A 24,332-nucleotide genomic window follows, 5' to 3' on the forward strand; every position below is an offset into this window, starting at 1 on the left:
TGAACTCATCATAAATTATTATGTGTTCCATATGAATTAATGATTATTAATGATGAATATTTAAGCATAAAATGCGCCCATATAAATTTGACGAGAAATACTATGAACAAAAAAAATCTGCTGCGCGCACTTTTAGGCACACTAGCTGCCAGTGCTTTAATTGCTTGTCAGCCAGCCGCTGAACAAGCCGTTGCTCACAGCAAACCACCAGCGCCACAAATTACCGTCGCGCAAGTTATAAGTGAACGCGTTACCGAATGGGACGAGTTTACCGGCCGCCTTGAAGCGCCACAAACTGTCGCTTTACGACCTCGCGTATCAGGTTATATCGAACAAGTTGTGTTTAAAGAAGGTGCCTTAGTTAAGGCTGGCCAAATATTGTTTAAAATTGACGCAAAACCTTTTACTGCTCAAGTTAACCGCCTAAAAGCTGAAGTGACCGACGCAAAAAGTCAGGCCTTGTTAGCCAAGCGGGAGCTGCAACGTGGCCAACGCCTTAAAAAGCAAAATGCAATTTCTCAAGAAGAACTCGACAACCGCCTAGCACGCCAACAGCAAAGTGCTGCTCATGTGCAATCTCAAATTGCGGCGTTAGCAACAGCTCAGCTCGACCTTGATTATACCAAGGTTAAAGCGCCAATTAGTGGCCGAATTTCTCGCGCATTTATCACCAAGGGTAACTATGTGACCGCTGGTCAAAGCGAATTAACCTCTTTAGTTTCAACTGATAAGGTTTATGCCTATTTTGATGCCGACGAGCGTACTTTTTTAAGCTACATGCAGCAAGCTAATGCAACTGACAATAATAGTAACTCACCAGTAATGATGGGCTTGGCCATAGATAACGGCTTCCCTTATAACGGTCACATTGATTTCATCGATAACCATGTAAATCGCGACACCGGTACTATTCGTGGCCGCGCGGTATTTGATAATAGCGATGGTCGTTTCACCCCGGGTTTATTTGCCCGGATGAAATTAGTCAGCAGCGCCAGCTATCAAGGCATCTTAATTGATGACAAAGCGATTAGTACCGATCTTAATAACAAGTTTGTCTTGGTATTAGACCAAGACAACATGGTGCAATATCGGCGGATTGTTTTAGGCCAAAAAAATCATAACCTGCGCTTAATAAAAGAAGGTCTTGTGGCGGGCGATATTATTGTGGTTAAAGGCTTACAGCGTGTACGCCCAGGCACTTTAATTACGCCTAAACAGATTCCGATGGCTGACGAAGCCGTGCTTGCACAACTAAAGCAACAGCAGCAACGAATAGATGCAATAAAAACCGCGGTAGAATTAGCAGCAAGCCTAGCCTTGCCATTGACGCGCGGTTAAGGATTAATAATGAAGTTTTCCCAATTTTTTATTTCCAGACCGATATTTGCCGGGGTGATCTCATTAATGATCATGCTCGCCGGCGCGATCGCGGTATTTAAATTACCCATTACCGAATACCCAGCCGTAGTGCCACCAACAGTAGTGGTCACCGCTAATTACCCTGGTGCTAACCCAACAGTAATTGGTGATACGGTTGCAACCCCGCTCGAACAAGCGATTAATGGTACCGAAGGCATGTTGTATATGTCTTCGCAAGCAACCTCCGATGGCCGACTAAGCCTGACGATAACCTTTGAGTTAGGCACCGATCCCGATGATGCTCAGGTGTTAGTACAAAATCGTGTAGCACGTGCTTTACCGCGCTTGCCGCAAGAAGTGCAACGCTTAGGTGTAATAACGGCAAAATCTTCACCAGATCTAACCATGGTGGTGCATTTAACCTCGCCAGACGACACCTATGACATGCTGTATTTGTCTAACTATGCGGCGCTTAATGTTAAAGACGAGCTAGCCCGTGTTAGTGGTGTTGGCAGTGTGCAACTGTTTGGTGCCGGTGAATACTCAATGCGGATCTGGCTTGATCCACAAAAAGTAGCAGCCCTAAACATGACTGCAATGGATGTTGTTGCTGCTATTCAAGAGCAAAATCAGCAAGCTGCTGCTGGTAGTCTTGGTTCACAGCCAACTGCACAAAACAACTTTCAGCTGTTAATTAACCTTAAAGGTCGTTTAACCAGCGAACAAGAGTTTAAGGACATCGTGATTAAAGTTGGCCAACAAGGTCAATTAGTTCGCTTGTCTGCGGTTGCCGAAGTTGAACTTGGTTCGAATAACTATGCGCTGCGCTCATTGCTTAACAACAAAGAAGCAGTCGCGATCCCTATTTTCCAACGTCCAGGTTCAAATGCGATTGCAATTTCTGATGGCATTCGCGCCAAAATGGCTGAATTAAAGCAGACTTTCCCTGCTGGCGTTGATTATTCAATTGTGTACGATCCAACGGTATTTGTCCGTGGTTCAATCGACGCAGTGATTGACACCCTGTTTGAAGCGCTGGCACTGGTTGTTATTGTTGTTGTGTTGTTTTTACAAAACTGGCGCGCATCAATCATCCCATTAGTCGCGGTACCTGTCTCATTAATTGGTACTTTTGCCATCATGTATGGCATGGGCTTTTCGCTTAACGCCTTATCATTGTTTGGCTTAGTCTTAGCGATTGGCATTGTAGTTGATGATGCGATAGTAGTAGTCGAAAATGTTGAACGTAACATTGAAAATGGTTTAGCACCGAAACCTGCGGCCATCAAAGCGATGAAAGAGGTTACCGGCCCAATTATTGCGACGACATTAGTGCTGGCAGCGGTATTTATCCCTACTGCTTTCATGTCGGGTTTAACCGGTCAGTTTTACCGCCAGTTTGCCTTAACTATCACCATTTCGACAGTGATATCAGCGATAAACTCGCTAACGTTAAGCCCTGCACTTGCCGCCGCATTATTACGCAGTAAAGATGCACCTAAAGATCGCCTGAGCCGCATGATCGACAAATTATTTGGTCGCTGGTTATTCGCGCCGTTCAATCGCTTTTTCGATTGGAGCAGCAACGCATATACCAGTGGTCTTAAGCGACTAATCCGTGGTGCTGGCATTGTAATGGTACTGTATTTCGGTTTGTTAGCCTTAACAGCCCAGCAGTTTGTTGAAACGCCAACAGGTTATGTGCCAAGTCAAGATAAGCAGTACTTAGTTGCTTTTGCTCAATTACCTGGCGCAGCATCGTTAGATAGAACCGATGCCGTGATCCGCGAAATGTCACGCATTGCCTTAGAGTATCCTGGTGTTGAATCATCAGTCGCTTTCCCAGGATTAAACATTAACGGCTTTACCAACAGCCCGAGTTCTGGTGTGGTTTTTGTTACTCTTAAACCTTTTGCGCAGCGGACCGAAGAACATCAATCGGCTGGTGCTATTGCCTGGGCCCTTAATGGCAAATTTGCCTCAATTGAAGATGCCTTTATTGCAATCTTTCCACCGCCACCCGTTAATGGCATGGGCAATATCGGTGGCTTCCGTTTGCAAATTCAAGACAAAGGCAACTTGGGTTATGAGGCACTATATGCCAAAACTCAAGAAGTAATCGGCAAAGCGTGGGCAGCTCCAGAACTGACTGGTGCCTTTACAAGTTTCGCGGTTAATACCCCGCAAATCGATGTCGATGTCGACCGTGAAAAAGCCAAAATGCAAGGCGTTGCGATCAGTGATATTTTCTCGACCATGCAAATTTATCTTGGTTCGATGTATGTAAATGATTTCAACAAGTTTGGCCGTAACTATCAGGTTAACGTTCAGTCTCGCGATGATTTCCGCCAAGAGCCGGAGCAAATTGGTCAACTTAAAGTCCGCAATGCTAACGGCGACATGGTACCACTAGGCTCTTTCATCAACATCAGTCATGCTGCTGGTCCAGATAGAGTCATGCATTACAACGGCTTTGTTACCGCCGAAGTCAATGCCTCACCAGCACCGGGTTACAGCTCGGGTCAGGCCCAAGCAGCAATGGAGAAAATTTTAGCAGAAACACTGCCAAGCGGCATGAGTTATGAATGGACCGAACTAACTTACCAACAGCAACTTGCTGGTAATACGGCGATTTACATCTTCCCGTTAGTGGTACTGCTGGTATTTTTAGTGTTAGCGGCGCAATACGAAAGTTTAAGTTTACCGTTAGCTATTATATTGATCGTACCGATGACCTTATTGTCTGCGATTACCGGGGTAATTATTTACGGTGGCGACAACAACATCTTTACCCAAATCGGCTTTATTGTACTGGTGGCTCTGGCGACCAAAAATGCGATATTAATTGTTGAATTTGCAAGAGAAAAAGAACAGGAAGGCATGCCAGTTATTGCCGCTGTACTTGAAGCGAGTCATCAGCGATTACGCCCAATATTAATGACCTCAATTGCCTTTATCATGGGTGTATTGCCAATGGTATTAGCCACGGGTGCTGGTGCTGAAATGCGCCAAGCCATGGGTGTTGCGGTATTCTCAGGCATGATTGGCGTTACTATATTTGGTTTACTGTTAACCCCAGTGTTTTATGTATTAGTCCGCAAGTACCTTGGTCGCAGCTCGCTGCGTCAAGATACTTCTGCGGCAACAAAACCTAATCACTTGATTGAAGAAAATTAAATGAAGATATTAAATTTTTCAGTGCTCGCTAGCGCGTTATTACTAACGGCATGCAGCACAGTGGGGCCCGACTATCGGGCCCCAACCATTGAGCCTGTCACTTTTACTGTTGAAAGCGATGTGCAAACCGTTAGCTACGATCGTCAGTGGTGGCAACGTTTTGATGATCCGATTTTAAGTCAGTTGGTCGATATCACATTAACCAATAATAAATCATTGGCCGCTGCACAGGCGAATATCGACCGCGCTCTGGCGCAGTTCAGCGATATAGATAACGATTCATTGCCAAGCGGTACGCTTGATTTAAGCTACCAAGAAAGCAAAAGCTTAACACCTGGCAGCGGGATCCAACAGTATCAAAATCGGTATTACCAAGGCGGCGCTAATATTAATTGGCAGCTCGACTTGGCCGGAAAACTGCGCCGTGCCACTGAATCGGCGCTGGCTAATGCGCAATCGACTCAAAGTGAATTGCATGCGCTGCAAGTTGAGATCATCAGTAATTTGGTCAGCGTTTACGCTGATTATCGCGGTACTCAACATCAATTAACCGTTGCAAAGCGTAATGTCTTAATTCTTGGCGAATTAGCCCAGCTGGTGAAAATTCGTCAACAAGAAGGTTTAGCCTCTGAACTTGAGTTAACCCGAATTTTGGCCCAACAAAGTGCAGTTAAGGCGTCAATTGAACAACTCGCTAGCACCCTTAAATTGACCGAGTACGATTTGGCCTTATTAAGTGGTCAGCGCGCTAACGCGCTAACGGTCGATCTAAGTGAGCAGGACATTCCGCAATTAAACGGCCCTGTAGCGATTGGTGATGTTGGGCAGCTATTATTGCGTCGCCCAGATGTTCGCGCTGCCGAGCGTCGATTAGCCGCCAGCACCGCCAGTATTGGTGTTGCAACGGCCGACTTGTATCCGCAAGTCAATGTCAGTGGTTTTCTTGGTTTTATTACCGGCCAATCAACTGAACTGTCTAGCAATACCGGTGCTTGGTCAATCGTGCCGAGCATTAGTTGGCAAGGCCTAAATTGGGCGTCGGTTGAAGCAAGAATTGATGCCGCCAATGCCCAGCAACGTCAAATGATGGCTCAATACCAACAGCAATTGTTGGTTGCGGTTAATCAGGCACAATCGTCGTTAACAGCTTACAGTTACAGCCAGCGTCGGCTGCACCACTTGGCTGCGCAACGAGTTGCGTCTGAACGCGCAATGACCTTAGCGACTGCGCAATATCGCTCTGGTTTATCTGACTTGTTAAGCCTGCTTGATACCGAGCGCAGCTTGTTAGCCGCTCAAGATACCTACGCCCAAGCGCAAGCTCAGGTGATGAAAGATCTGGTCGCTATTTACCGCTCATTCGGTGGCGCAATTGGTCAGCCAACAGCTGGTTAATGAACACAGTTACCATGCTTTACATGAAATGACCCACGCCATGGGCATGTGCCAGCATATATATAACTATTTTGGCCGCGGGAGTATTACCGCAATGAATATTCTAGCGACAATGTACAGCAACCCAACGGCACACTTACAATAGCTTAACGCCTGATATGCAGTAATGGCCAAAGAAAAAACCGCCGCTTAAATTAATAAGCGGCGGTTTTAAAATGGTGGGAGCTGGTCGATTAGCCGCCGGCCTTATGACGGTGGAGTGGACATGCTCTTTCTTAGAAGCAAAAAAACCGCCGCTTGAATTAATAAGCAGCGGTTTAAAAAATGGTGGGAGCTGGTCGATTAGCCGCCGGTCTTATGACGGTGGAGTGGACATGCTCTTTCTTAGAAGCAAAAAAAACCGCCGCTTGAATTAATAAGCAGCGGTTTAAAAAATGGTGGGAGCTGGTCGATAAGCCGGGTTTTGTCGTGGACAATCATTCGTCTAGGCCGTTAATCGCTCAACGGCTCAAGCAACCTACCCGGTTCCAACGCGAGCAACGCCATATGGAACCCTATTTGGTCTTGCTCCGGGTGGAGTTTACCTTGCAACGAACTGTTACCAGTCGCCCGGTGCGCTCTTACCGCACCCTTTCAGCCTTACCTGTTCCTCACGAATGAGGCCATCGGCGGTCTTCTCTCTGCTGCACTTGTCGTGGGCTTGCGCCCCCCAGGCGTTACCTGGCACCCTGCTCTTTGGAGCCCGGACTTTCCTCCCCGTTAAACTTAATGTTAACGCAGCGATTGCCTGACCAACTCCCGGCGCGCAGTATAACCTAGCCAGCGACTCAATAACAATGCTGTAGTGCTTGTTTGATCACAAAAATTAAGTGATACTTAATTTTATTCAATAAGTTGATTGGAAAATCACCCAACGGCAGGGAGGAACTATGATTACACGTAGTGATGGTTATGTGGCATTGATTGAGTACCTCACGGAGAACTTATCACTGTTCGAGACAAGATCGGAAAGTGACAGCAATGCACCTACGGTGAAATTATTTATAAAGTATCAAATGACAGAACAATTAGTTGTGCTTTTTATTCAGCATAAAAATTTATTGCCTGAAGAAAAAATGTACCTCATTGGAGAATTTGAAACTGCAACCCAAGATTTACTTGAAATCTTAGGTCGAAATTTAAAGCATCAAATAGATGATAGTCAAAAAAGTTTTATCATTGAATTTGTGAGTTTGTTAAAAAACTTATTTGATAGCTTATTATTAGAGTCTATTAATTAAAGCCCGAGTTCAAGCCCTAACTTATATAGGGTGTTTTTCTTTTGGTCATAGAGTTTAGCAATTAGCCCTGCCGCCTTTTTCAACGGTAATTCAGTTGTCAGTAATTTAAGCGCATCAATAATGTGCGGCGAAATAGCATCGTCTTGTGCTTTGTATCCCGCAACCATAACAACCATCTCTCCCCGTTGATTATTACTGTCTGACTCTAGCCATGTTAATAAGTCAGCCGCGTTGTCGCCATGGATAGTTTCAAACGTTTTTGTCAATTCGCGTCCCACCACAATATGGCGATCTTCGCCAAATATTGTGATCATTTCAGTGATGGTCTTGCTAATACGTCGTGGCGATTCATAAAAAACCATGGTTCTTGGCTCCGTTTGCAACAGGGTTAGCTGGCTTATTCTTGCTGCTGACTTAGCGGGTAGAAAGCCTTCGAAACAAAACTTGTCGGTCGGTAAGCCGGCCGCGCTTAATGCTGTAATAGCAGCGCAAGCTCCTGGTAGAGGTACCACCTCAAAACCTGCCGCACGCACACCGCTGACTAAATGATAACCAGGATCGCTGATCAATGGGGTGCCAGCGTCTGAGACCAAAGCGATTGATTGACCTTGACTCAATTTCGCAACTAAGGTGTCAACCCGCGCACGCTCGTTATGATCATGAACCGACATAGTTTTACTTTTAATATCGTAATGACTGAGTAACTTTCCGGTGTGGCGAGTGTCTTCAGCGCAAATAAGATCAACCTGTTTCAATACCTCGAGGGCTCGCAGGGTAATATCACCAAGATTACCAATCGGGGTTGGTACAATGTACAATTTAGCAGATAATAATTCCATGAAATTTCCTAATAACCTTGGCTGGATTTTTGTTTAAGTACTGGTATACAACAAGCAAAATGCTAGTATTAAATCTACATCGGCAAAACGCTCGTAAAGTCGTGCCGCGCATTATATCAGAGAGAGTAATTGTGTCTAAACTAATACCGAAAATTGGCTTCGAAAAATTAGCAACAGCTCTAGCAGTGGTTGTCGCGTTAGCAGGGTGTAGCACGACCAACCAACAAAGCACATCAGCGGCACAAACGGCAGCTTTGAATGCGATTGAGCACAATGGCGGTTATTATCTGACTCAGGCCCAACAAGCAACAGGCATGGCCAAACACAAGTTGTTGCTGCTAGCTGCACGTGCTTATATTAACAACAATCAAATCATTGAGGCCCAGCAGGTTTTAGCCGATATTAATATTGCTGATTTATCGTTCGGTGAACAGCAATTAGAGTATCAACTATTATTGAGCAAAGTATTGGTGAACCTAAACCACATTAGTGAGGCCATCAACGCGCTGCAAGCGTCAAATCAGTGGCAACTCTCTCCCCAACACTGGTTTGATTTTTATCAGTATAAAATGTCATTACAATTATCGGATAAACAACCAATTTCTGCGGCTATTAGCCTAATGGATTTAGCCCCTCATTTAACGTCGCCGGAACAAGTCACTAAAAATCAACTTAATATCTGGCAACTTTTATCGCAAGCAACAGCCAAAAATTTAGCCGCTACAGTAAGTGATACTTTGCACTTTAGTGGCTGGCAAGCCTTGGCCTTATCCGCTGAGCAAAACCGAATGAGCCCTAGCAAGTTGCAACAAGCTTTAGCGCAGTGGGCTATTGATTACCCAATGCACCCAGCAGTCTCAAACTTACCAGCTGAGTTAGTCAGCGCTGTTAATGTTATCCCTTACGCGCCACAGAAAGTTGCTTTGCTCTTGCCATTGTCGGGCCGTTACGCCCGCCTAGGCCAAGCGGTACAACATGGTGTTATTGGCAATTTAACCGATCGTAATTATTCACCGTCGTTAATTGTATTTGATACTGAAAAGCTCGGAGCCATTGCCGCTTATCAGCAGGCGATAGCTAACGGTGCCGAATTTATTATTGGGCCATTGCTTAAAAAGAATGTTGCTTTGGTTAGTGAAATTAATACCACGATGCCAATGCTGTTGTTAAATAAAACGCCAGAAACCAGTACTAATCAACTCCATTATTCTTTCTCTCTTGATAAAAAAAGCGAAGCGGTTCAAGGCAGTGAGTACATTTTCGCTTCAGGCAAGCAATACCCAGCTATTATTGCACCTAACAATACCAGTGGTCACCAGATTGCCGCTCTATTTACCCAGCGCTGGCAGCAGCTCAACACAAATTCGAATCGCGTGGTTGAGTCATTCTTTTTTGATAATGATAAAGAGCTCAAGCTAACCGTTGAGAAATTATTTGAAACCAATCAATCACAAATCCGTATTAATAAAACCCGGGCCTTGGTTGGCAGTAAAATGAAAAGTGAAACTCGCTCACGTCGTGACATTGACGCGATTTATTTGGTCTCAAACCCACAACAAACCAGCATGTTAAAGCCATCTATCGATTACACGGTCAGCGCTTTCGCGCCACAAGTTGCTGTTTATGTTGGCTCAACGGGCAATAAAACTCACACCCAAAACCGTACCGCGACTGATTTAAATCGGCTTAATGTCAGCGAACAGCCTTGGTTATTGCAGTTGCGTGACACTAAATTATCTAGCGTTAAAATTAAGCAATTATGGCCAAAATTAAGCCGTAATCATCAACGATTTTTCGCCATGGGTTATGATGCATTCGAACTGGTTGGTTACTTAGCCCAAATGGAATTATTTCCGAAATTTACACTCAAAGGCTTTAGCGGCCAACTAAGCTTGGACAGCGATAATAAAATAAGCCGCCAAATGAGCTGGGCTCAGTACCAACGAGGTCAGCTAGTAGTGCCCCAATAATTAACAAGGCTAGACTGTTGATGCGTAAACAAGGACAAATGTTTGAGCAATTTGCTAAAAACTATCTCGAAAATCGTGGTTTAGTGCCCGTATGCGATAATTTTAATAGTAGAATCGGTGAAATTGACCTGATAATGCTTGATAATAACGTTTTGGTCTTTGTCGAAGTAAAGTTCCGTAGCAGCAACAGTTTTGGCGGTGCAATTGCAGCAATAAGCGCGAGTAAGCAACAAAAGATAATTAAGACGGCAATGTTTTACTGTTTAACCAAATCAATAAATTTTGAACACACTGCCAGCCGATTCGATGTAGTTGCCATAACCGGCGCTAGTGAACCATTAGATATTCAGTGGATAAAAAACGCTTTTCCAACCTAAGCGTTTTCCAATTATTTACCCAACTCTCATCTAACCTAGGTAGGTGATGAGATAAAAACAACTAAGGTAGTAAGATGTTAGAACGCATTAAAGAATGTTGCACTCAAAGTATTCAAACCAAAATCGATGCATTGGAGACTCTGCCACCATCAATAGAAAAAGCTGCGATGATGATGGTTTCTTGCTTACTCGGTGATGGCAAGATATTAACGTGCGGCAACGGTGGCAGTGCCGGTGATGCCCAGCATTTTTCATCTGAGTTATTAAACCGCTTTGAAACCGAACGTCCAAGCTTGCCTGCCATTGCGTTAACCACCGATAGCTCGACCATTACCTCCATTGCAAATGACTATAGCTACTCTGAGATATTTTCTAAGCAAATACGCGCACTAGGTCAACCTGGCGATATTTTACTAGCGATTTCAACCAGCGGTAACTCAGCTAATGTGATTAAAGCGATTGAAGCCGCGTTAAGCCGCGATATGGTTATTGTAGCCTTGACGGGTAATGACGGCGGTGATATGGCTGGGCTACTCAGCGAAAATGACGTAGAAATTAGAGTGCCATCAACCAGTACTGCTAGAATTCAAGAAGTTCATTTATTGGTTATTCATTGCCTATGTGATGCTATTGACCGAACCCTATTCCCCCAAGAGGAGCAATCGTGAATCAGACACCTAAATTAATGCTCAAAGTTTTCGCTATAGCCATGACCTTGCTGACATTGCAAGGTTGTGTCGCTGGTGTTGTCTTAGGCACCGTTGGTACTGCGATGGTCGCCAACGACCGCCGAACAGCTCCTGCACAGCTAGAAGACGAAACAATAGAACTCAAGGCCAACAAGTTAATTCGTGAGAACGATAGCTTGGATAATCACACCAATATTACAGTAATTAGTTATAACCGAACCGTGCTAATGATTGGCCAAGCACCGAATACTATGCTGAAAGATCAAGCCGTAAAATTAGTCCAAACTATCCCTAATATTACTAGGCTCCATGATCAAATCAGGATCTCGAGCCCAATTAGTATTGGCACTAAAACTCATGACAGCTGGCTAACCACCAAGATAAAAGCGGCGATGGCTAATGATAATAGCTTTTCGTATAGCCATACGAAGGTGATAACAGAAAATAGCGAAGTATTTTTACTAGGATTAGTCACCAAAACAGAAGCGAGTAAAGCAACTGAAATTACTCGTAATGTTGATGGCGTCTCTAAAGTGACCAAGGTCTTTGAGTATCAATAACAAGCACTGGCTTGTAAAGTATTGACCTGTATTGAGATCATAAAAAAGCGGCATTTGAATTTAATCAAATGCCGCTTTTTTTATTATCCGTAATCTTATACCAGTTAAATCATTTAACGACGGTTAAAAACGAGCGATTTTTCTTGGTTGGTGCTTTAGAAGGAGCGCCTGCAACTGGCGCTGCTTCAACGGTGCTTTCTACCAGTTCAATATGATCATTGGCCAGACCGAACTCGGCATCCGCTGCTGTATCTTCAGTTTGAAGATAAAAATCTTCATCTTCAAACATTGTACCAGCACCATTTTCTCGCGCATAAATCGCAATCACAGCAGCCATTGGAATAATTAATTGATGGGGTTTACCGCCAAAACGAGCGCTAAATGTTACTCGTTCATTTCCCATCTCAAAATTACCCACTGAATGCGGCGCTATGTTTAATACGATTTGACCATCTTTAATATGCTCAACCGGCACCTGAACTCCTGCCAGGGTCGCGTTAACCACTAAATGTGGCGTACATTCATTATCGAGCAGCCATTCATAAAATGCTCGTAATAAATATGGACGATTAGGACCCATTACAACACCTCAGCAATTAACCTAAACGAATTTCACGTTCAGAATCGGTTAATGATGCCTGGAAAGACTCTCGTTCGAACACGCGCTGCATGTATAAACGTAACTCTTTAGAACCATTACCGGTCAATTCAATGCTCAACTCTGGTAAACGCCATAATAACGGCGCTAAACAGCAATCGACTAAGCTAAACTCTTCACTCATAAAATATGGTGCTTCAGCAAAAATTGGCGCAATAGCCGTTAATTCTTCACTTAATTGCTTACGAGCGGCTTCACTTTTAGAACCACCTAACATGATAGTATCAACAAGTGCATACCAATCAAGCTTAATACGGTGCATCATTAAACGGCTTTGCGCGCGAGCAACTGGGTAAACTGGCATTAGTGGTGGATGAGGAAAACGCTCATCTAAATATTCCATCACTATGTTGGCTTTGTATAAAACCAAATCACGATCTACCAAGGTTGGCACATTGTTATATGGGTTAACTTCGATTAATGATTCTGGCAGGTTGTCTGGATCAACTTGCTTGATCTCAACATTAACACCTTTCTCGGCAAGCACGATACGAACCTGATGGCTCTCCATATCTTTTGCACCTGAAAACAGTTGCATTACGGAACGTTTATTGGCAGTTACGGCCATCGATATTCTCCAAAATTATTTAATACGGAAATCTAATTGAAATAGATTATAACAGTTTCAGCGCTCCTGTGGGAATACTGAACAAAAAGTGTCGATTTAGCCACAAAGTGATTAAACCCGTTAACTAAAACGGGGGCTAATGCCCCCATTTTTCAATCGTTGAATTCATTAAGCGAGCTTAATGAACGTCGCGCCAATATTCTTTCTTCAAGAAGTAACACAAGATGAAGAAGAAGAATAAGAAACCAAGTACCCACTTGCCAAGACTTTCACGTTCCAATTTACTTGGCTCGCCAGAATAGTGTAAGAAGTTGGTGATATCTCTTACTGCAATGTCAAATTCTTCACTGTCCATCTCACCAGAACTGTCGGTGATAATTTTTTGTGAGGTCACATGACCATGCTCATCTTTTTCTTGAACCAAGGTTGGTAAACCTTGCAGATCTTGTAATACATGCGGCATACCAACATCTTTAAACAACAAGTTGTTCACGCCAAACGGACGCTCAGGATCGGCATAGAAGCTTTTCAGGTAGGTATAAACCCAATCAGTACCACGAGAACGAGCAACCAGAGTTAGGTCAGGTGGTGTACCACCAAACCATTTACTTCCCTGCTTATCTTCAACCGAGTTGAACATTAAGTCGCCAAACTTAGCACCAGTAAAAACTAGATTTTCCATCATTAATTCTTTAGGAATATCTAAATCTTTAGCAACACGGTTATAACGTTGGTAGCTAGTATCATGACAACCAGAACAGTAGTTCATGAATAATTTAGCACCGTTTTGCAGTGAAGCTTTGTCTGTAGGATCGATTGGTGCGTGTAACAAATTTGCACCACCACCACTAGCAAAGGCCAGCGAAGGAAGTAACGTCACAAGAGCAATTAATAGCTTTTTCATTAGTGTGAAATCCTCTCTGGTACTGGCTTGGTTTTTTCGTTCTTGCTGTAAAACCACAGTGCAATAAAGAAGCCAAAGTAACCAATACTAGTAATAGTACCAAGTAAGTTAGCAATAGGACCTGATGGCAATGTACCTAATACACCCAATACTGCGAAACAGATACAGAATTGAATTAGGTTGATCTTGTGAGCCAAGCTACGGTAACGAACCGACTTAACCGTGCCACGATCGAACCAAGGCAACAAGAACAACATCACAATTGCACCAAACATAGCACCAGCACCAATTAGCTTATCTGGGATAACACGTAAAATGGTGTAAAACGGACCAAAGTACCAAACTGGCGCTATATGCTCAGGGGTTTTCAGTGCGTTAGCTGGTTCAAAGTTAGGCTTCTCTAGGAAGTAACCACCACCTTCTGGCGCAAAGAAAATCACGTAACAGAATACAAAGAGGAAACCAACCACGCCCATAATATCTTTAACAGAGTAGTAAGGGTGGAAAGGTACCGCGTCAACAATATCGTATTTGTCGGTATAGCTCTTATGGAACTTAAACTTAGCTTTTTCTTCTTCAGGAATAGAGCCTTTAGGCTTCTTGATTTCGATACCTTCAGGGTTGTTAGAGCCAACTTCATGTAGCGCAACAATGTGTAGGAATACCAAAATAACCAAGACTAACGGCAAAGCAATAACGTGTAATGCGAAGAAGCGGTTTAGCGTTGCACCAGAGATAACATAGTCACCACGGATCCAAAGAGTCAAGTCATCACCAATGATGGGAATAGCCCCAAACAGTGAAATGATTACCTGCGCGCCCCAGAATGACATGTTGCCCCAAGGCAGCAAGTAACCCATAAAGCCTTCAGCCATCAACACTAAGAAGATGAACATACCAAATAACCACAGCAATTCACGCGGTTTTTGGTAAGAGCCGTACATCATGCCGCGAAGCATGTGTAAATAGACCACAACGAAGAATGCAGAAGCACCTGATGAATGCATATAGCGCAATAACCAGCCATATTCAATATCACGCATGATATATTCAACTGAGCGGAAGGCTTCTTCACCAGAAGGCGTGTAGTTCATTGTTAACCAGATACCCGTTAAGATTTGGTTAACCAGTACTAACATCGCTAACGAGCCAAAGAAGTACCAAAAGTTAAAGTTCACTGGCGCTGGGTATTGACCTACATGCTTATTGAACGCTTCGGTCATTGGGATACGTTTATCGATCCAATTGATTAGACTAGTTATCATTACGCATCTCCCTTATCAACACCAACGGTTAACATAGTGCCACCGTTAAACATGTGAGGTGGAATCACTAAGTTGGTCGGTGCCGGTACGTTGTTAAATACGCGGCCAGCCATGTCAAATTTAGAACCATGACAAGGACAGAAGAAACCATTTTGCACACCTTCAACCACTTCATTGAAGTCACCAGCGCGATACGTTGGTGCACAACCAAGGTGAGTACAAACACCCAGTGCAACAAGGAACTCAGGGTCAAGCGAACGATAGCTATTAGTTGCATAACCCGGCTGCTGCGGCACCGCAGACGTTGGATCTTTTAGCTGGTCATTATGACCATTTTCCAAATCAGCCAATACTTCTTTGGTTCGACGAACAACATATACCGGTTTACCTCGCCACTGAACCCTTACAAGTTGTCCAGGCATCATTTTGCTAACATCGTACTCTACTGGAGCACCTGCAGCTTTAGCCTTTTCACTTGGATTCCATGACTTGATAAAGGGCACAGCAACACCGACAGCACCGACACCACCAACCACTGCCGTAGCAAGGGTTAAAAAGCGGCGACGACCATTATTTTCAGGCGCACTACTCATCCACATATCTCCTGTTTAGATGCTCAAATAGACAAAACATCACTCAATTTACGAATATTATTTTAATTCACGACTAACACACAGGTGAAAAGAGCCCAACGAACCGAACTTTTCTCACCATAAAAATGCTCTTCTGCTCATGCGGCAGAAATTCTGATAAATTATAAGCATTTTGAACCGAAAAATCACCGATAATTACCCCATAACCCTCATTATTTTGTCTAAGCTTGATGATTTAGGTTGATTCATCACTTGATGACTTTAAAACTGATAATTTTCGCAGATTTATTAACCAAATAAGTTCATTCGCTCAACCAACACATTAGTACAAATAGCAAAATCAGCCACTATATTTCAGGCATAAAAAAACCCGGTATAAACCGGGTTTTTTTTGTCTTATCAAGATAAGTGGAATATATAAATACTCCACCATAATACCTTGATAAAGATCTGTTTTTAACGCTTTGAGAACTGTGGCTTCTTACGTGCTTTACGTAGACCAACTTTCTTACGTTCAACTTTACGTGCATCACGGGTAACAAAACCAGCTTTACGTAGTTCAGAACGAAGAGTCTCATCAAATTCCATTAGGGCACGTGTAATGCCGTGACGGATTGCGCCAGCTTGACCAGTAGTACCACCACCTTTAACTGTTACGTTGATGTTGAACTTTTCAGTCATTTCAACTAGCTCTAATGGTTGACGAACAACCATACAAGAAGTTGGACGACCAAAGAACTCGTCTAACGGACGGTTATTGATAGTAATTGTACCGCTACCTGCTTTAATAAAAACACGAGCTACTGAGCTTTTGCGACGGCCTGTGCCGTAATATGTATTATCTGCCATTTGCTTATATTCCGTATTAGATGTCTAAAACTTGAGGCTGTTGAGCAGCATGCTGATGCTCAGGGCCCGCGTATACTTTCAACTTACGGAACATTGCGCGGCCTAAAGGACCTTTTGGCAACATACCTTTAACAGCTTTCTCGATAATTTGCTCAGGAGCTTTAACAAGTAGCTTGTCGAAAGTGATAGACTTAATACCACCGATGAAACCAGTGTGGTGATAATAAACTTTATCAGTGCGCTTGGCACCAGTAACTGTAATTTTTTCACAGTTGATAACAACGATGTAATCGCCAGTGTCAACGTGTGGAGTGTATTCTGGCTTATGCTTGCCACGTAAACGTGAAGCAATTTCAGTAGCCAAACGACCTAACGTTTTACCGTCAGCATCTACAACGTACCAGTCGCGTTTTACGCTTTCTGGTTTTGCGCTAAAAGTTTTCATTTATATAAAACCCAATATTTGATTCGTATTTATGTTTTTGTCTGCTCATGTAAATTAGAGAAACCAAAAACAATGTCTAGTTGCTAGAATTTTACCCCTTCGAGTAATGTTCGAAAGCGAGTGTTGGAATTCATGGGAAAATGAATAACAACTTACGTAGGCAGGGGCAGGATTATATATGACGCGGGGTGAAAAATCACTCGTTATTTCGAAATAAAATAGAAAACTTGATGCTTTAGACCCAGACAAGGTCTAAAGCATCTTCATGGGTTACTAGGGTTTATGCGCTTCGCTTAAATACTCATGCGATTGCATTTCTTGCAGGCGACTGAGGCAACGTCTAAATTCAAAGTTGAGTTGGCCGTCGCTATATAATTGCTCCATCGCCACTTCCGCCGAAATAATCAGTTTAACTCGCCGTTCATAAAACTCATCAACCATCGCAATAAAGCGGCGAGCGATGTCGTCGGTTTCTTTGCCCATTTGCATGACATCACTCAGGAGGATCGAGTGGTAACAACGGGCAATTTCCATATAGTCGACTTGACTACGAGGACCATCACATAGCGCTTTAAAATCAATTAACAATACACCATCGGCATCAAGTCGAACGTCAATAGCACGCCCTTCAATTTCAATGGTGCCTACTTCATGTCCCGGTTCTGGCGCAAGTTGCTCAAAATAAGTCATTAAATTTCGGTCCGCTTGCTGATCTAGCGGGTAGTGATATATTTCAGCTTGTTCCAGTGCTCTGAGGCGGTAATCAATACCTGAATCGACATTCACTATTTCGGTGTGCTGATTAATTAACGCTATCGCGGGTAAAAAACGCGCGCGCTGCAAACCATTGCGATATAAGTCGTCAGGAACGATATTGGAGGTAGCAACCAGAATAACCCCACGATTAAATAGTGCCTCAAATAAGCCTCCCAAAATCATCGCGTCGGTAATATCAGACACAAAAAACTCATCGAAACAAATAATTTGAGCTTCTTGAGCAAACTTGTCAGCAATCAACAGCAACGGATCGCTTTGACCTTGCAATGTCCCCAACTCCTGATGAACTCGGTGCATAAAACGATGGAAGTGCACCCGCATTTTTCGCTCAATTGGCAGGGCTTCAAAAAAAGTATCGACCAAATATGTTTTGCCACGCCCCACTCCCCCCCAAAAATACAAACCTTTGATCGCTAAAACTGGCGTTGGTTGCTTAGGCGTCACTAATTGCTTTATTTTTTGCGAAAAACTCAGTTTTTTAAGCGGTTCTTTTTTAACGTTATGAGCAACTAGTTCATCATATAGCCGCTGTAACTGCTTAACTGCATGTTCTTGGGCACTGTCGTAACTAAAGTCGTCACGCGTCAGATCTTGTTGATATTTTTGTAACGGGGTAAGCTGTGACATTAGTGTTCTATTTTTCCTTCGCTGCTATATAACAGCATAAATTGATACGACTAGGCTTAGCCTTTTTTCAAGCTGCAAGCACAGTAACAAAAGTCTGCGAATATTAATACAAGCACTATAATTACATTACTTAATCTTTAGTAGGGATCACTTATGGACTGGACTACCAATATCATCACATTTATCGTCGGCTCGCTGTTAGGCTATGTTATTTGCCGAATGCAGAAAAATGGTGGTGAATCAAAAGAAAAACAGCAGCAACTAGAATCAGAACTCAATCAATACAAAGAAGATGTTGAACAACATTTCGCTGGCAGTGCCGATTTATTAAATAAGATGGCGGCTGATTACAGCAAGATTTATCAGCACATGGCGCAATCGCAACAAAAGTTACTGCCTGATAGCGAGCCAGCCATTAGCCCTTTATTTATTGAAAATAACGAGCAGCCACCCGAAGTCGAATTAGCGGCGCAATCGGTAGCCCCGGACTTTGCACCTGCCACCACAGAATTGGGATCAGAATCAGAATTGGCGCCAGAGCAATCGGTAGAGTCAATGACGCCAGCAGAGCAACCGAGTGAGCCAGAGCAACCAAAGGTTACTGCACCAACGGAACCAATCATGGCCAATCAGCCGAACGATTATGTTGCCGGCAGCCACGGAATTATCAACCAAACTTCAAACGAACAAACTGCTACCGTAAAAACCTAATAAATGACGCGCCAAGGATGGCGCTCTTTTATCCGCTAAAAAATTGAACTTATTCACTTCACATTAGTCCTTAATATCAGTAAACATATACACTAGTTAAATTATTGCTTCCCTATACCGCCGTGTCCATTTAATGGAATTGTTATCATCGCCCAGAGCGTGGAGATATTAAAATTATGAATTTTAGGTTGTCATTAGTTAGTGCCTCATTAGTCGCATTGTCTTTAAGCGTTATTCCAGCCACGAGTTATGCCGCATGGCCGCAGAATGTTGCTGGTGATGCAATGCCAAGCCTGGCACCAATGTTAGAGCATGTAACGCCAGCTGTGGTTTCGATCTCGGTTAAAGGAACTCAGCGCTCAACTCGCCGAGTGCCAGAGATATTTAAACCCTTCTTTGGCCAAGATGAACGCGCTCAAGAACGTCCTTTTCAAGGGTTAGGCTCGGGAGTTATTATTGACGCAGCTAAAGGCTATATCATCACCAACCATCATGTGATTAACCAAGCCGACGATATTCTAGTGATGCTCGATGATGGCCGTGAGGTTGACGCCAAATTTATTGGTTCAGATCCTGAATCTGATGTCGCATTACTGCAGATAAAAGCAGATAATTTAACCGAAATTACGCTATCTGACTCGGATAAATTACGGGTCGGTGATTTTACCGTCGCGATTGGCAACCCCTTTGGCTTAGGCCAAACCGTAACATCGGGTATTGTCAGTGCCCTAGGTCGGTCGGGTCTTAATCTCGAAAACTTAGAGAACTTCATTCAGACCGACGCTGCGATCAATAGTGGCAACTCAGGCGGTGCTTTAGTCAATTTACGTGGTGAACTGATTGGCATTAACACCGCGATAATTGGTCCTAACGGCGGCAATGTTGGCATTGGTTTTGCCATTCCGTCCAATATGGTCAATAACCTAGTAAAGCAAATTATCGAGTTTGGTGAGGTGCGCCGCGGAGTATTAGGCATAGCGGGTTTGCCTTTGACCCCCGAGTTGGCTAAAAACTTTGGTCACAAAACAAAGTACGGCGCCTTTATAAATCAGGTAATGCCTAACTCAGCTGCTGAAGAAGCAGGGCTGCAACCAGGTGATATTATTGTTAAAATCAATGGCAAAGCGATTAAAGGTTTTGCCGAGCTGCGCGCAAAAGTGGCGACATTAGGGGCTGGTTCAAAAGTTAAATTAGAGCTCGTGCGCAACGGTGAAATTGTCAGTGCCAACGTAACCCTCAAGCAATCCCAGCGTAGCAACCTACAAGCAGGAATAATTCATCCGGCTCTGACAGGCGCCACTTTAAGCGACAGTGACGGCCCACAACAGGGTATTAGCATTGACAAGCTCGAACCTAACTCGTCAGCGGTGCAAATTGGTCTAAAACAAGGCGACTTAATTATTGGGGTAAACCGCACAGCGACATTGTCACTCAAAGAGCTGCGTGAGTATATTAAAAGCCATAGCGGTATCGCGGCATTACGCATAATTCGTGATGAACGCAACATGTATTTGATTCTTAGATAATCTATAGCTATGACACAAAGGCAGTATCACGCTGCTTTTGTGTCATAACCTGTGTAAATAGCCTGTTCAAATTACAACTCAAATGCTAATCTAATCGTTTTTCTCGCCATGGATAATGACTGTGTCTAAAATATTGATCGCAACGCTAAAAGCGATAGGTGCAGGTCTGCTTATTGGCTGCTTGATTGTTGTTTTAGTACCAAGCTTGCGCCCATCGATTAATTTAAACCTCAATAGTTGGTTATTAAATCAAAGCTCACAAATTTCATTTTCTCAGGCCATTCGACGCGCGGCCCCTGCTGTCGTTAACATTTATTCAATTACTCAGCATCTGTCACCGTTAAATCAAATTGAACAACGCGCGAAGGGGTTAGGTTCTGGTGTTATCATTTCACCTAACGGTTTCATTTTAACTAATTATCATGTCATTAGAGGCGCTGATATTATTCGAGTTGGCATTCAAAACGGCACGATTAAAACCGCCTCGGTAGTAGGTGTTGATCCCTTAACTGATTTAGCCGTATTGCATATCGACGCCCAAGGTTTACCCGTGATCCCGATCGATTTAGCGCGCGCAACCGAGGTCGGTGACTTGGTATTAGCTATCGGTAATCCTTATAATCTTGGCCAGACAATAACGCAAGGCATTGTCAGCGCTACCGGTCGTAACGCCGGCTTAAGCTCTTCTGGATTTCTTGATTTAATTCAAACAGATGCTGCAATAAACGACGGAAATTCTGGCGGCGCTTTAATTAATTCACTTGGCGAACTGGTTGGTATTAATGCCGCCAATTACAATTCATTAACCGATGTGCAAACAAGTGGCATTAGTTTTGCGATCCCAATCCGGTTAGCCGATACGGTAATGAAACAAATTATCAGTGAAGGACGCGTGATCCGAGGTTATTTGGGCATTAATGGCGAAGCGGTTGAGCCTGTCATTGCTCAATCGTTGAATATATCAGGCATTGGCATTCTAGTTACCGGGGTTCAAGCCGATGGTCCTGCCGCTAAAGCTGGGGTGATTAAAGACGATATTATGTTAAAGATTAACGAACATGAATTTAATTCAGCCCGAGCGGCACTGCATTACATCGCAGAAACCAAACCTGGTAGCGAAATGATATTAACCGTAGTTCACGAAAATGAAGTAGTAGAACGCACAGTAATTGTCGGTGAATTACCCTTATCGAGATAACTCGAGCGCCAGAGAAGATTAGACAACGAACAACAACCCGTGCCAATACGGGTTATTGTTACACTGTCATTTAGCGGCTAGCTAATACGCTCAATATTCGCACCTAAACCATTAAGTTTAGTTTCAATTTTCTCGTATCCACGATCGATGTGATAAATACGATCAACGATGGTATCGCCGTCGGCCACTAATCCTGCAATAACCAAGCTGGCTGACGCCCGTAAATCGGTCGCCATTACTTGCGCGCCATTTAATCGCTCAATACCATGACAAATCGCGGTATTACCTTCTAAATCAATGGTTGCACCCATTCGCTGTAGCTCAGGGATGTGCATAAATCGATTTTCAAAGATCGTTTCAGTGACATTGGCACTGCCTGACGCCAAGGCGTTAAGCACACAAAATTGCGCTTGCATGTCGGTCGGAAAAGCCGGATGAGGCGCTGTTTTGATGTTAACTGCGGTTGGGCGCTTGCCAGCCATGTCGAGGCGAACCCAGTCACTGCCTTGCGTGATCACCGCGCCAGCTTCTTCCAGCTTAGCCAACACAGGTTCTAATGCTTTTGGATCAGCCTTTAAACAACGAACATTGCCACGCGTGATCGCGGCCGCCACTAAAAATGTGCCGGTTTCAATCCGATCGGGCATCACGCTATATCCTGACGCCAATAACTCTTCAACCCCTTCAATCTTAATGGTGTCACTACCGGCGCCAGATATTTTAGCGCCCATCGCGATTAGGTAATTAGCCAAATCGACAATTTCTGGCTCGCGTGCTGCGTTCTCGAGCAAGGTTGTTCCCTGGGCAAGAGCAGCCGCCATCATTAAGTTTTCAGTCGCGCCAACACTGACCATATCCATGAATATAGTCGCCCCTTTAAGGCGACCATTAACCCGGGCTTTAATATAACCATGGTCAACCGAAATATCGGCACCCATTTGCTTTAAACCTTGGATATGCAAATTAACCGGACGCGCACCAATAGCACAGCCACCGGGCAAAGAAACATCTGCTTGGCCAAATCGGGCCAATAAAGGGCCCAACACTAAAATTGAGGCACGCATGGTTTTAACTAAATCGTAAGGCGCGCAAAACTCATTAATACTATCGCAATTAACTTTAAAGACATTATCAACAAAATCGACTTTAGCGCCCAGACTGGTCAATACCTTGCCGGTCGTTTTTATATCATTGAGTTGCGGTACATTGGTAACAACACTATCACCCTTGGCTAAAATTGTAGCCATTAAGATTGGTAGTGCAGCATTTTTTGCGCCAGAAATGACGACATCACCTTCGAGTTTATCGACGGCGCTAATTTTTAGCTTTTCCACAAATACTGCCTTAACCGATTGGGTTGAGTAGTTGCTCACGCTGCCACTGGCTAGGCGTAAAGGCTTTAATTGATACCGCGTGTACTGCGCCTGAAGCGATCACATCAGACAAAGGACCATAAATTGTCTGCTGCTTTTTAACGCGTGACATGCCGTCAAACATGGTTGAAACAGCTATTACTTGAAAATGACCGTTTTCACCTTTCACGTGCAATTCATCTAATTCGATGGCCGTGGCCAAAATCGTTTTAATTTCTTCAGGTTCCATTTTATATCTCTATTTTTGTATTTTGTTAGAACAACTGCTCTAAATTATATAAGGATTTTAACTTATTCAGCGAGCTTGGAGAACCTTGAAATTCAATTTTCAATCCAAGTGTACCCGCCTGTTGTTTTAGCTCGAGTAAAAAGGCTAATCCCGCGCTGTCTATTTTGTTAATAGCTGACAAATCGATTATGAGCAGCTCTTTAAACGCCACCAGTAATGGGGTTATAGGCATTAGCTGAGCAAGGTTCCACTGATCAAGTCGACCTTTAATCGCGACCTGATTGGGTGCTGTCTCTTGCCACTCTAGCATTAGTTTACCACCTTTAGCTCAACCGAATCTTTTGATTTTTCTTCAACATAATCGATGACATAATCAATCCCTTTCTTACGGATTAATGCATCAAATTCAGCCTGCTTACTAGCGACCATGCTGACTCCTTCTGCCGCCATATCATAAGCCTTCCAATCGCCGCTTTTAGCCCCTTTACGCAACTTAAATGCAATTGAAATTGGTGGCCGATTGGTATCTATAATCTTAACTTTCACTGCCACGGTTTTTTTAGTGCCAAACTCTTTTGTCTTACCATAAATGACCGTTTGCTGATCATATAAAGTAAATATATTGGCATAATTAACAATCAGGTAATCATAAAAAATTTCCGTAAATCTTTGTTTTTGAATTTTGGTTAATTTACGATAATTTTTACCCAGTATTTTAGCTAAAGCATATTTATAATTAATGTAAGGCATTAATTCTTGTTCGACAATTAATTTTAAATGGTCGGGATCTTGGTCAATCAGATGGCGCTCGGCACGAAAGCGCGAAAAAGTAAGCTCTGCGACATTATGAATTAAGGCATAAGGATCCTTCATATCTAGAGTCGGTGCTGTTTTAGCACTACTAATTGCAGAAAATGCCATGACAGCAATCGTTAAAATAAATTTATTGAAAAAACGCATAAT

Annotated in this window: 24 protein-coding genes and 1 other RNA gene; 11 read left to right on the plus strand and 14 right to left on the minus strand. The window is 43.4% G+C overall.

The window, feature by feature from the left end; translation table 11 throughout:
- Positions 1–102 precede the first annotated feature (102 nt).
- From HRU23_10350 to HRU23_10360, 3 genes are read left to right on the plus strand one after another with little or no spacing between them, the layout of a single operon-like run.
- Positions 103–1,338, plus strand: coding sequence for an efflux RND transporter periplasmic adaptor subunit (locus tag HRU23_10350; protein NRA54535.1), 1,236 nt, complete (start codon positions 103–105; stop codon positions 1,336–1,338).
- Between the two features lie 9 nt (positions 1,339–1,347).
- Entirely contained in the window at positions 1,348–4,536 is a 3,189-nt protein-coding gene (locus HRU23_10355) for a multidrug efflux RND transporter permease subunit (GenBank protein NRA54536.1), read from the plus strand.
- Positions 4,537–5,931, plus strand: a complete 1,395-nt coding sequence (locus HRU23_10360) for an efflux transporter outer membrane subunit (protein ID NRA54537.1) — start codon at positions 4,537–4,539, stop codon at positions 5,929–5,931.
- Positions 5,932–6,367: 436 nt separating this feature from the next.
- Here HRU23_10360 and rnpB read toward each other — a convergent pair.
- Positions 6,368–6,730: RNase P RNA component class A (gene rnpB / locus HRU23_10365), an RNA gene on the minus strand.
- A 130-nt stretch (positions 6,731–6,860) separates the two neighbouring features.
- Here rnpB and HRU23_10370 point away from each other — a divergent pair.
- Positions 6,861–7,211, plus strand: a complete 351-nt coding sequence (locus HRU23_10370) for a DUF3802 family protein (GenBank protein NRA54538.1) — start codon at positions 6,861–6,863, stop codon at positions 7,209–7,211.
- Here HRU23_10370 and rsmI read toward each other — a convergent pair.
- Positions 7,208–8,050, minus strand: a complete 843-nt coding sequence (gene rsmI / locus HRU23_10375) for a 16S rRNA (cytidine(1402)-2'-O)-methyltransferase (protein ID NRA54539.1) — start codon at positions 8,048–8,050, stop codon at positions 7,208–7,210. The genes HRU23_10370 and rsmI overlap by 4 nt on opposite strands.
- A 131-nt stretch (positions 8,051–8,181) precedes the next feature.
- Here rsmI and HRU23_10380 point away from each other — a divergent pair, with 131 nt between their 5' ends.
- From HRU23_10380 to HRU23_10395, 4 genes are all read left to right on the plus strand, one after another.
- On the plus strand, positions 8,182–10,020 hold the full coding sequence (locus tag HRU23_10380) for a penicillin-binding protein activator (protein ID NRA54540.1): 1,839 nt from the start codon (positions 8,182–8,184) through the stop codon (positions 10,018–10,020).
- A 20-nt stretch (positions 10,021–10,040) separates the two neighbouring features.
- Complete coding sequence (locus HRU23_10385) at positions 10,041–10,397, plus strand: YraN family protein (GenBank protein ID NRA54541.1); 357 nt, start codon at positions 10,041–10,043, stop codon at positions 10,395–10,397.
- A 74-nt stretch (positions 10,398–10,471) separates the two neighbouring features.
- Positions 10,472–11,065, plus strand: a complete 594-nt coding sequence (locus HRU23_10390) for a phosphoheptose isomerase (protein NRA54542.1) — start codon at positions 10,472–10,474, stop codon at positions 11,063–11,065.
- The gene (locus tag HRU23_10395) at positions 11,062–11,646 is read left to right on the plus strand and encodes a BON domain-containing protein (protein ID NRA54543.1); all 585 of its coding nucleotides are present in this window, start codon (positions 11,062–11,064) and stop codon (positions 11,644–11,646) included. Before HRU23_10390 ends, HRU23_10395 begins: the two co-directional genes overlap by 4 nt.
- Before the next feature lie 109 nt (positions 11,647–11,755).
- Here HRU23_10395 and HRU23_10400 read toward each other — a convergent pair whose 3' ends face one another.
- From HRU23_10400 to HRU23_10435, 8 genes are all read right to left on the minus strand, one after another.
- Positions 11,756–12,226, minus strand: coding sequence for a ClpXP protease specificity-enhancing factor (locus HRU23_10400; protein ID NRA54544.1), 471 nt, complete (start codon positions 12,224–12,226; stop codon positions 11,756–11,758).
- A gap of 16 nt (positions 12,227–12,242) precedes the next feature.
- A complete protein-coding gene (gene sspA / locus HRU23_10405; protein NRA54545.1) occupies positions 12,243–12,872 on the minus strand; it encodes a stringent starvation protein A in 630 nt (209 codons plus the stop codon).
- 178 nt (positions 12,873–13,050) lie between these two features.
- Positions 13,051–13,776, minus strand: a complete 726-nt coding sequence (locus tag HRU23_10410; protein NRA54546.1) for a cytochrome c1 — start codon at positions 13,774–13,776, stop codon at positions 13,051–13,053.
- On the minus strand, positions 13,776–15,041 hold the full coding sequence (locus tag HRU23_10415) for a cytochrome bc complex cytochrome b subunit (protein NRA54547.1): 1,266 nt from the start codon (positions 15,039–15,041) through the stop codon (positions 13,776–13,778). The genes HRU23_10410 and HRU23_10415 overlap by 1 nt, the downstream gene beginning before the upstream one ends.
- On the minus strand, positions 15,041–15,634 hold the full coding sequence (gene petA, locus HRU23_10420) for a ubiquinol-cytochrome c reductase iron-sulfur subunit (GenBank protein NRA54548.1): 594 nt from the start codon (positions 15,632–15,634) through the stop codon (positions 15,041–15,043). Before petA ends, HRU23_10415 begins: the two co-directional genes overlap by 1 nt.
- A gap of 456 nt (positions 15,635–16,090) precedes the next feature.
- Entirely contained in the window at positions 16,091–16,483 is a 393-nt protein-coding gene (rpsI, locus tag HRU23_10425) for a 30S ribosomal protein S9 (protein ID NRA54549.1), read from the minus strand.
- A 16-nt stretch (positions 16,484–16,499) separates the two neighbouring features.
- Positions 16,500–16,928, minus strand: coding sequence for a 50S ribosomal protein L13 (gene rplM, locus HRU23_10430; protein ID NRA54550.1), 429 nt, complete (start codon positions 16,926–16,928; stop codon positions 16,500–16,502).
- Between the two features lie 273 nt (positions 16,929–17,201).
- Positions 17,202–18,332: a cell division protein ZapE gene (locus HRU23_10435; protein ID NRA54551.1), complete on the minus strand. Its 1,131-nt coding sequence runs from the start codon at positions 18,330–18,332 to the stop codon at positions 17,202–17,204.
- A 153-nt stretch (positions 18,333–18,485) separates the two neighbouring features.
- Here HRU23_10435 and HRU23_10440 point away from each other — a divergent pair, with 153 nt between their 5' ends.
- The 3 genes from HRU23_10440 to HRU23_10450 all read left to right on the plus strand — a co-directional run bounded on the left by HRU23_10440 (position 18,486) and on the right by HRU23_10450 (position 21,767).
- On the plus strand, positions 18,486–19,043 hold the full coding sequence (locus tag HRU23_10440) for a DUF1043 family protein (protein ID NRA54552.1): 558 nt from the start codon (positions 18,486–18,488) through the stop codon (positions 19,041–19,043).
- Positions 19,044–19,219: 176 nt separating this feature from the next.
- Positions 19,220–20,569: a Do family serine endopeptidase gene (locus HRU23_10445; GenBank protein NRA54553.1), complete on the plus strand. Its 1,350-nt coding sequence runs from the start codon at positions 19,220–19,222 to the stop codon at positions 20,567–20,569.
- A gap of 115 nt (positions 20,570–20,684) precedes the next feature.
- On the plus strand, positions 20,685–21,767 hold the full coding sequence (locus tag HRU23_10450) for a trypsin-like peptidase domain-containing protein (protein NRA54554.1): 1,083 nt from the start codon (positions 20,685–20,687) through the stop codon (positions 21,765–21,767).
- 77 nt (positions 21,768–21,844) lie between these two features.
- Here HRU23_10450 and murA read toward each other — a convergent pair whose 3' ends face one another.
- The 4 genes from murA to HRU23_10470 are packed head-to-tail and all read right to left on the minus strand — an operon-like array spanning position 21,845 to position 24,329.
- The gene (murA, locus tag HRU23_10455) at positions 21,845–23,101 is read right to left on the minus strand and encodes a UDP-N-acetylglucosamine 1-carboxyvinyltransferase (protein NRA54555.1); all 1,257 of its coding nucleotides are present in this window, start codon (positions 23,099–23,101) and stop codon (positions 21,845–21,847) included.
- Positions 23,102–23,111: 10 nt separating this feature from the next.
- The gene (locus HRU23_10460; GenBank protein ID NRA54556.1) at positions 23,112–23,369 is read right to left on the minus strand and encodes a BolA family transcriptional regulator; all 258 of its coding nucleotides are present in this window, start codon (positions 23,367–23,369) and stop codon (positions 23,112–23,114) included.
- A gap of 25 nt (positions 23,370–23,394) precedes the next feature.
- The gene (locus HRU23_10465) at positions 23,395–23,679 is read right to left on the minus strand and encodes an STAS domain-containing protein (protein ID NRA54557.1); all 285 of its coding nucleotides are present in this window, start codon (positions 23,677–23,679) and stop codon (positions 23,395–23,397) included.
- Positions 23,679–24,329: an ABC transporter substrate-binding protein gene (locus HRU23_10470; protein NRA54558.1), complete on the minus strand. Its 651-nt coding sequence runs from the start codon at positions 24,327–24,329 to the stop codon at positions 23,679–23,681. The genes HRU23_10465 and HRU23_10470 overlap by 1 nt, the downstream gene beginning before the upstream one ends.
- Positions 24,330–24,332: the final 3 nt, after the last annotated feature.

Source organism: Gammaproteobacteria bacterium (assembly GCA_013214945.1).
GTDB lineage: Bacteria > Pseudomonadota > Gammaproteobacteria > Enterobacterales > Psychrobiaceae > Psychrobium.

Excerpts from the sequence above, each read along its gene's own strand:
- HRU23_10355 (NRA54536.1), top strand. The coding sequence starts at position 1,348 with ATGAAGTTTTCCCAATTTTTTATTTCCAGACCGATATTTGCCGGGGTG.
- HRU23_10450 (NRA54554.1), top strand. The coding sequence starts at position 20,685 with ATGACTGTGTCTAAAATATTGATCGCAACGCTAAAAGCGATAGGTGCA.
- HRU23_10410 (NRA54546.1), bottom strand. The coding sequence starts at position 13,776 with ATGAAAAAGCTATTAATTGCTCTTGTGACGTTACTTCCTTCGCTGGCC.
- HRU23_10470 (NRA54558.1), bottom strand. The coding sequence starts at position 24,329 with ATGCGTTTTTTCAATAAATTTATTTTAACGATTGCTGTCATGGCATTT.
- HRU23_10400 (NRA54544.1), bottom strand. The coding sequence starts at position 12,226 with ATGGGTCCTAATCGTCCATATTTATTACGAGCATTTTATGAATGGCTG.
- HRU23_10390 (NRA54542.1), top strand. The coding sequence starts at position 10,472 with ATGTTAGAACGCATTAAAGAATGTTGCACTCAAAGTATTCAAACCAAA.
- HRU23_10440 (NRA54552.1), top strand. The coding sequence starts at position 18,486 with ATGGACTGGACTACCAATATCATCACATTTATCGTCGGCTCGCTGTTA.
- HRU23_10460 (NRA54556.1), bottom strand. The coding sequence starts at position 23,369 with ATGGAACCTGAAGAAATTAAAACGATTTTGGCCACGGCCATCGAATTA.
- rsmI (NRA54539.1), bottom strand. The coding sequence starts at position 8,050 with ATGGAATTATTATCTGCTAAATTGTACATTGTACCAACCCCGATTGGT.
- HRU23_10350 (NRA54535.1), top strand. The coding sequence starts at position 103 with ATGAACAAAAAAAATCTGCTGCGCGCACTTTTAGGCACACTAGCTGCC.
- HRU23_10360 (NRA54537.1), top strand. The coding sequence starts at position 4,537 with ATGAAGATATTAAATTTTTCAGTGCTCGCTAGCGCGTTATTACTAACG.
- HRU23_10370 (NRA54538.1), top strand. The coding sequence starts at position 6,861 with ATGATTACACGTAGTGATGGTTATGTGGCATTGATTGAGTACCTCACG.
- rplM (NRA54550.1), bottom strand. The coding sequence starts at position 16,928 with ATGAAAACTTTTAGCGCAAAACCAGAAAGCGTAAAACGCGACTGGTAC.
- rpsI (NRA54549.1), bottom strand. The coding sequence starts at position 16,483 with ATGGCAGATAATACATATTACGGCACAGGCCGTCGCAAAAGCTCAGTA.
- sspA (NRA54545.1), bottom strand. The coding sequence starts at position 12,872 with ATGGCCGTAACTGCCAATAAACGTTCCGTAATGCAACTGTTTTCAGGT.
- HRU23_10415 (NRA54547.1), bottom strand. The coding sequence starts at position 15,041 with ATGATAACTAGTCTAATCAATTGGATCGATAAACGTATCCCAATGACC.
- HRU23_10465 (NRA54557.1), bottom strand. The coding sequence starts at position 23,679 with ATGCTAGAGTGGCAAGAGACAGCACCCAATCAGGTCGCGATTAAAGGT.
- HRU23_10435 (NRA54551.1), bottom strand. The coding sequence starts at position 18,332 with ATGTCACAGCTTACCCCGTTACAAAAATATCAACAAGATCTGACGCGT.
- HRU23_10385 (NRA54541.1), top strand. The coding sequence starts at position 10,041 with ATGCGTAAACAAGGACAAATGTTTGAGCAATTTGCTAAAAACTATCTC.
- petA (NRA54548.1), bottom strand. The coding sequence starts at position 15,634 with ATGAGTAGTGCGCCTGAAAATAATGGTCGTCGCCGCTTTTTAACCCTT.
- HRU23_10445 (NRA54553.1), top strand. The coding sequence starts at position 19,220 with ATGAATTTTAGGTTGTCATTAGTTAGTGCCTCATTAGTCGCATTGTCT.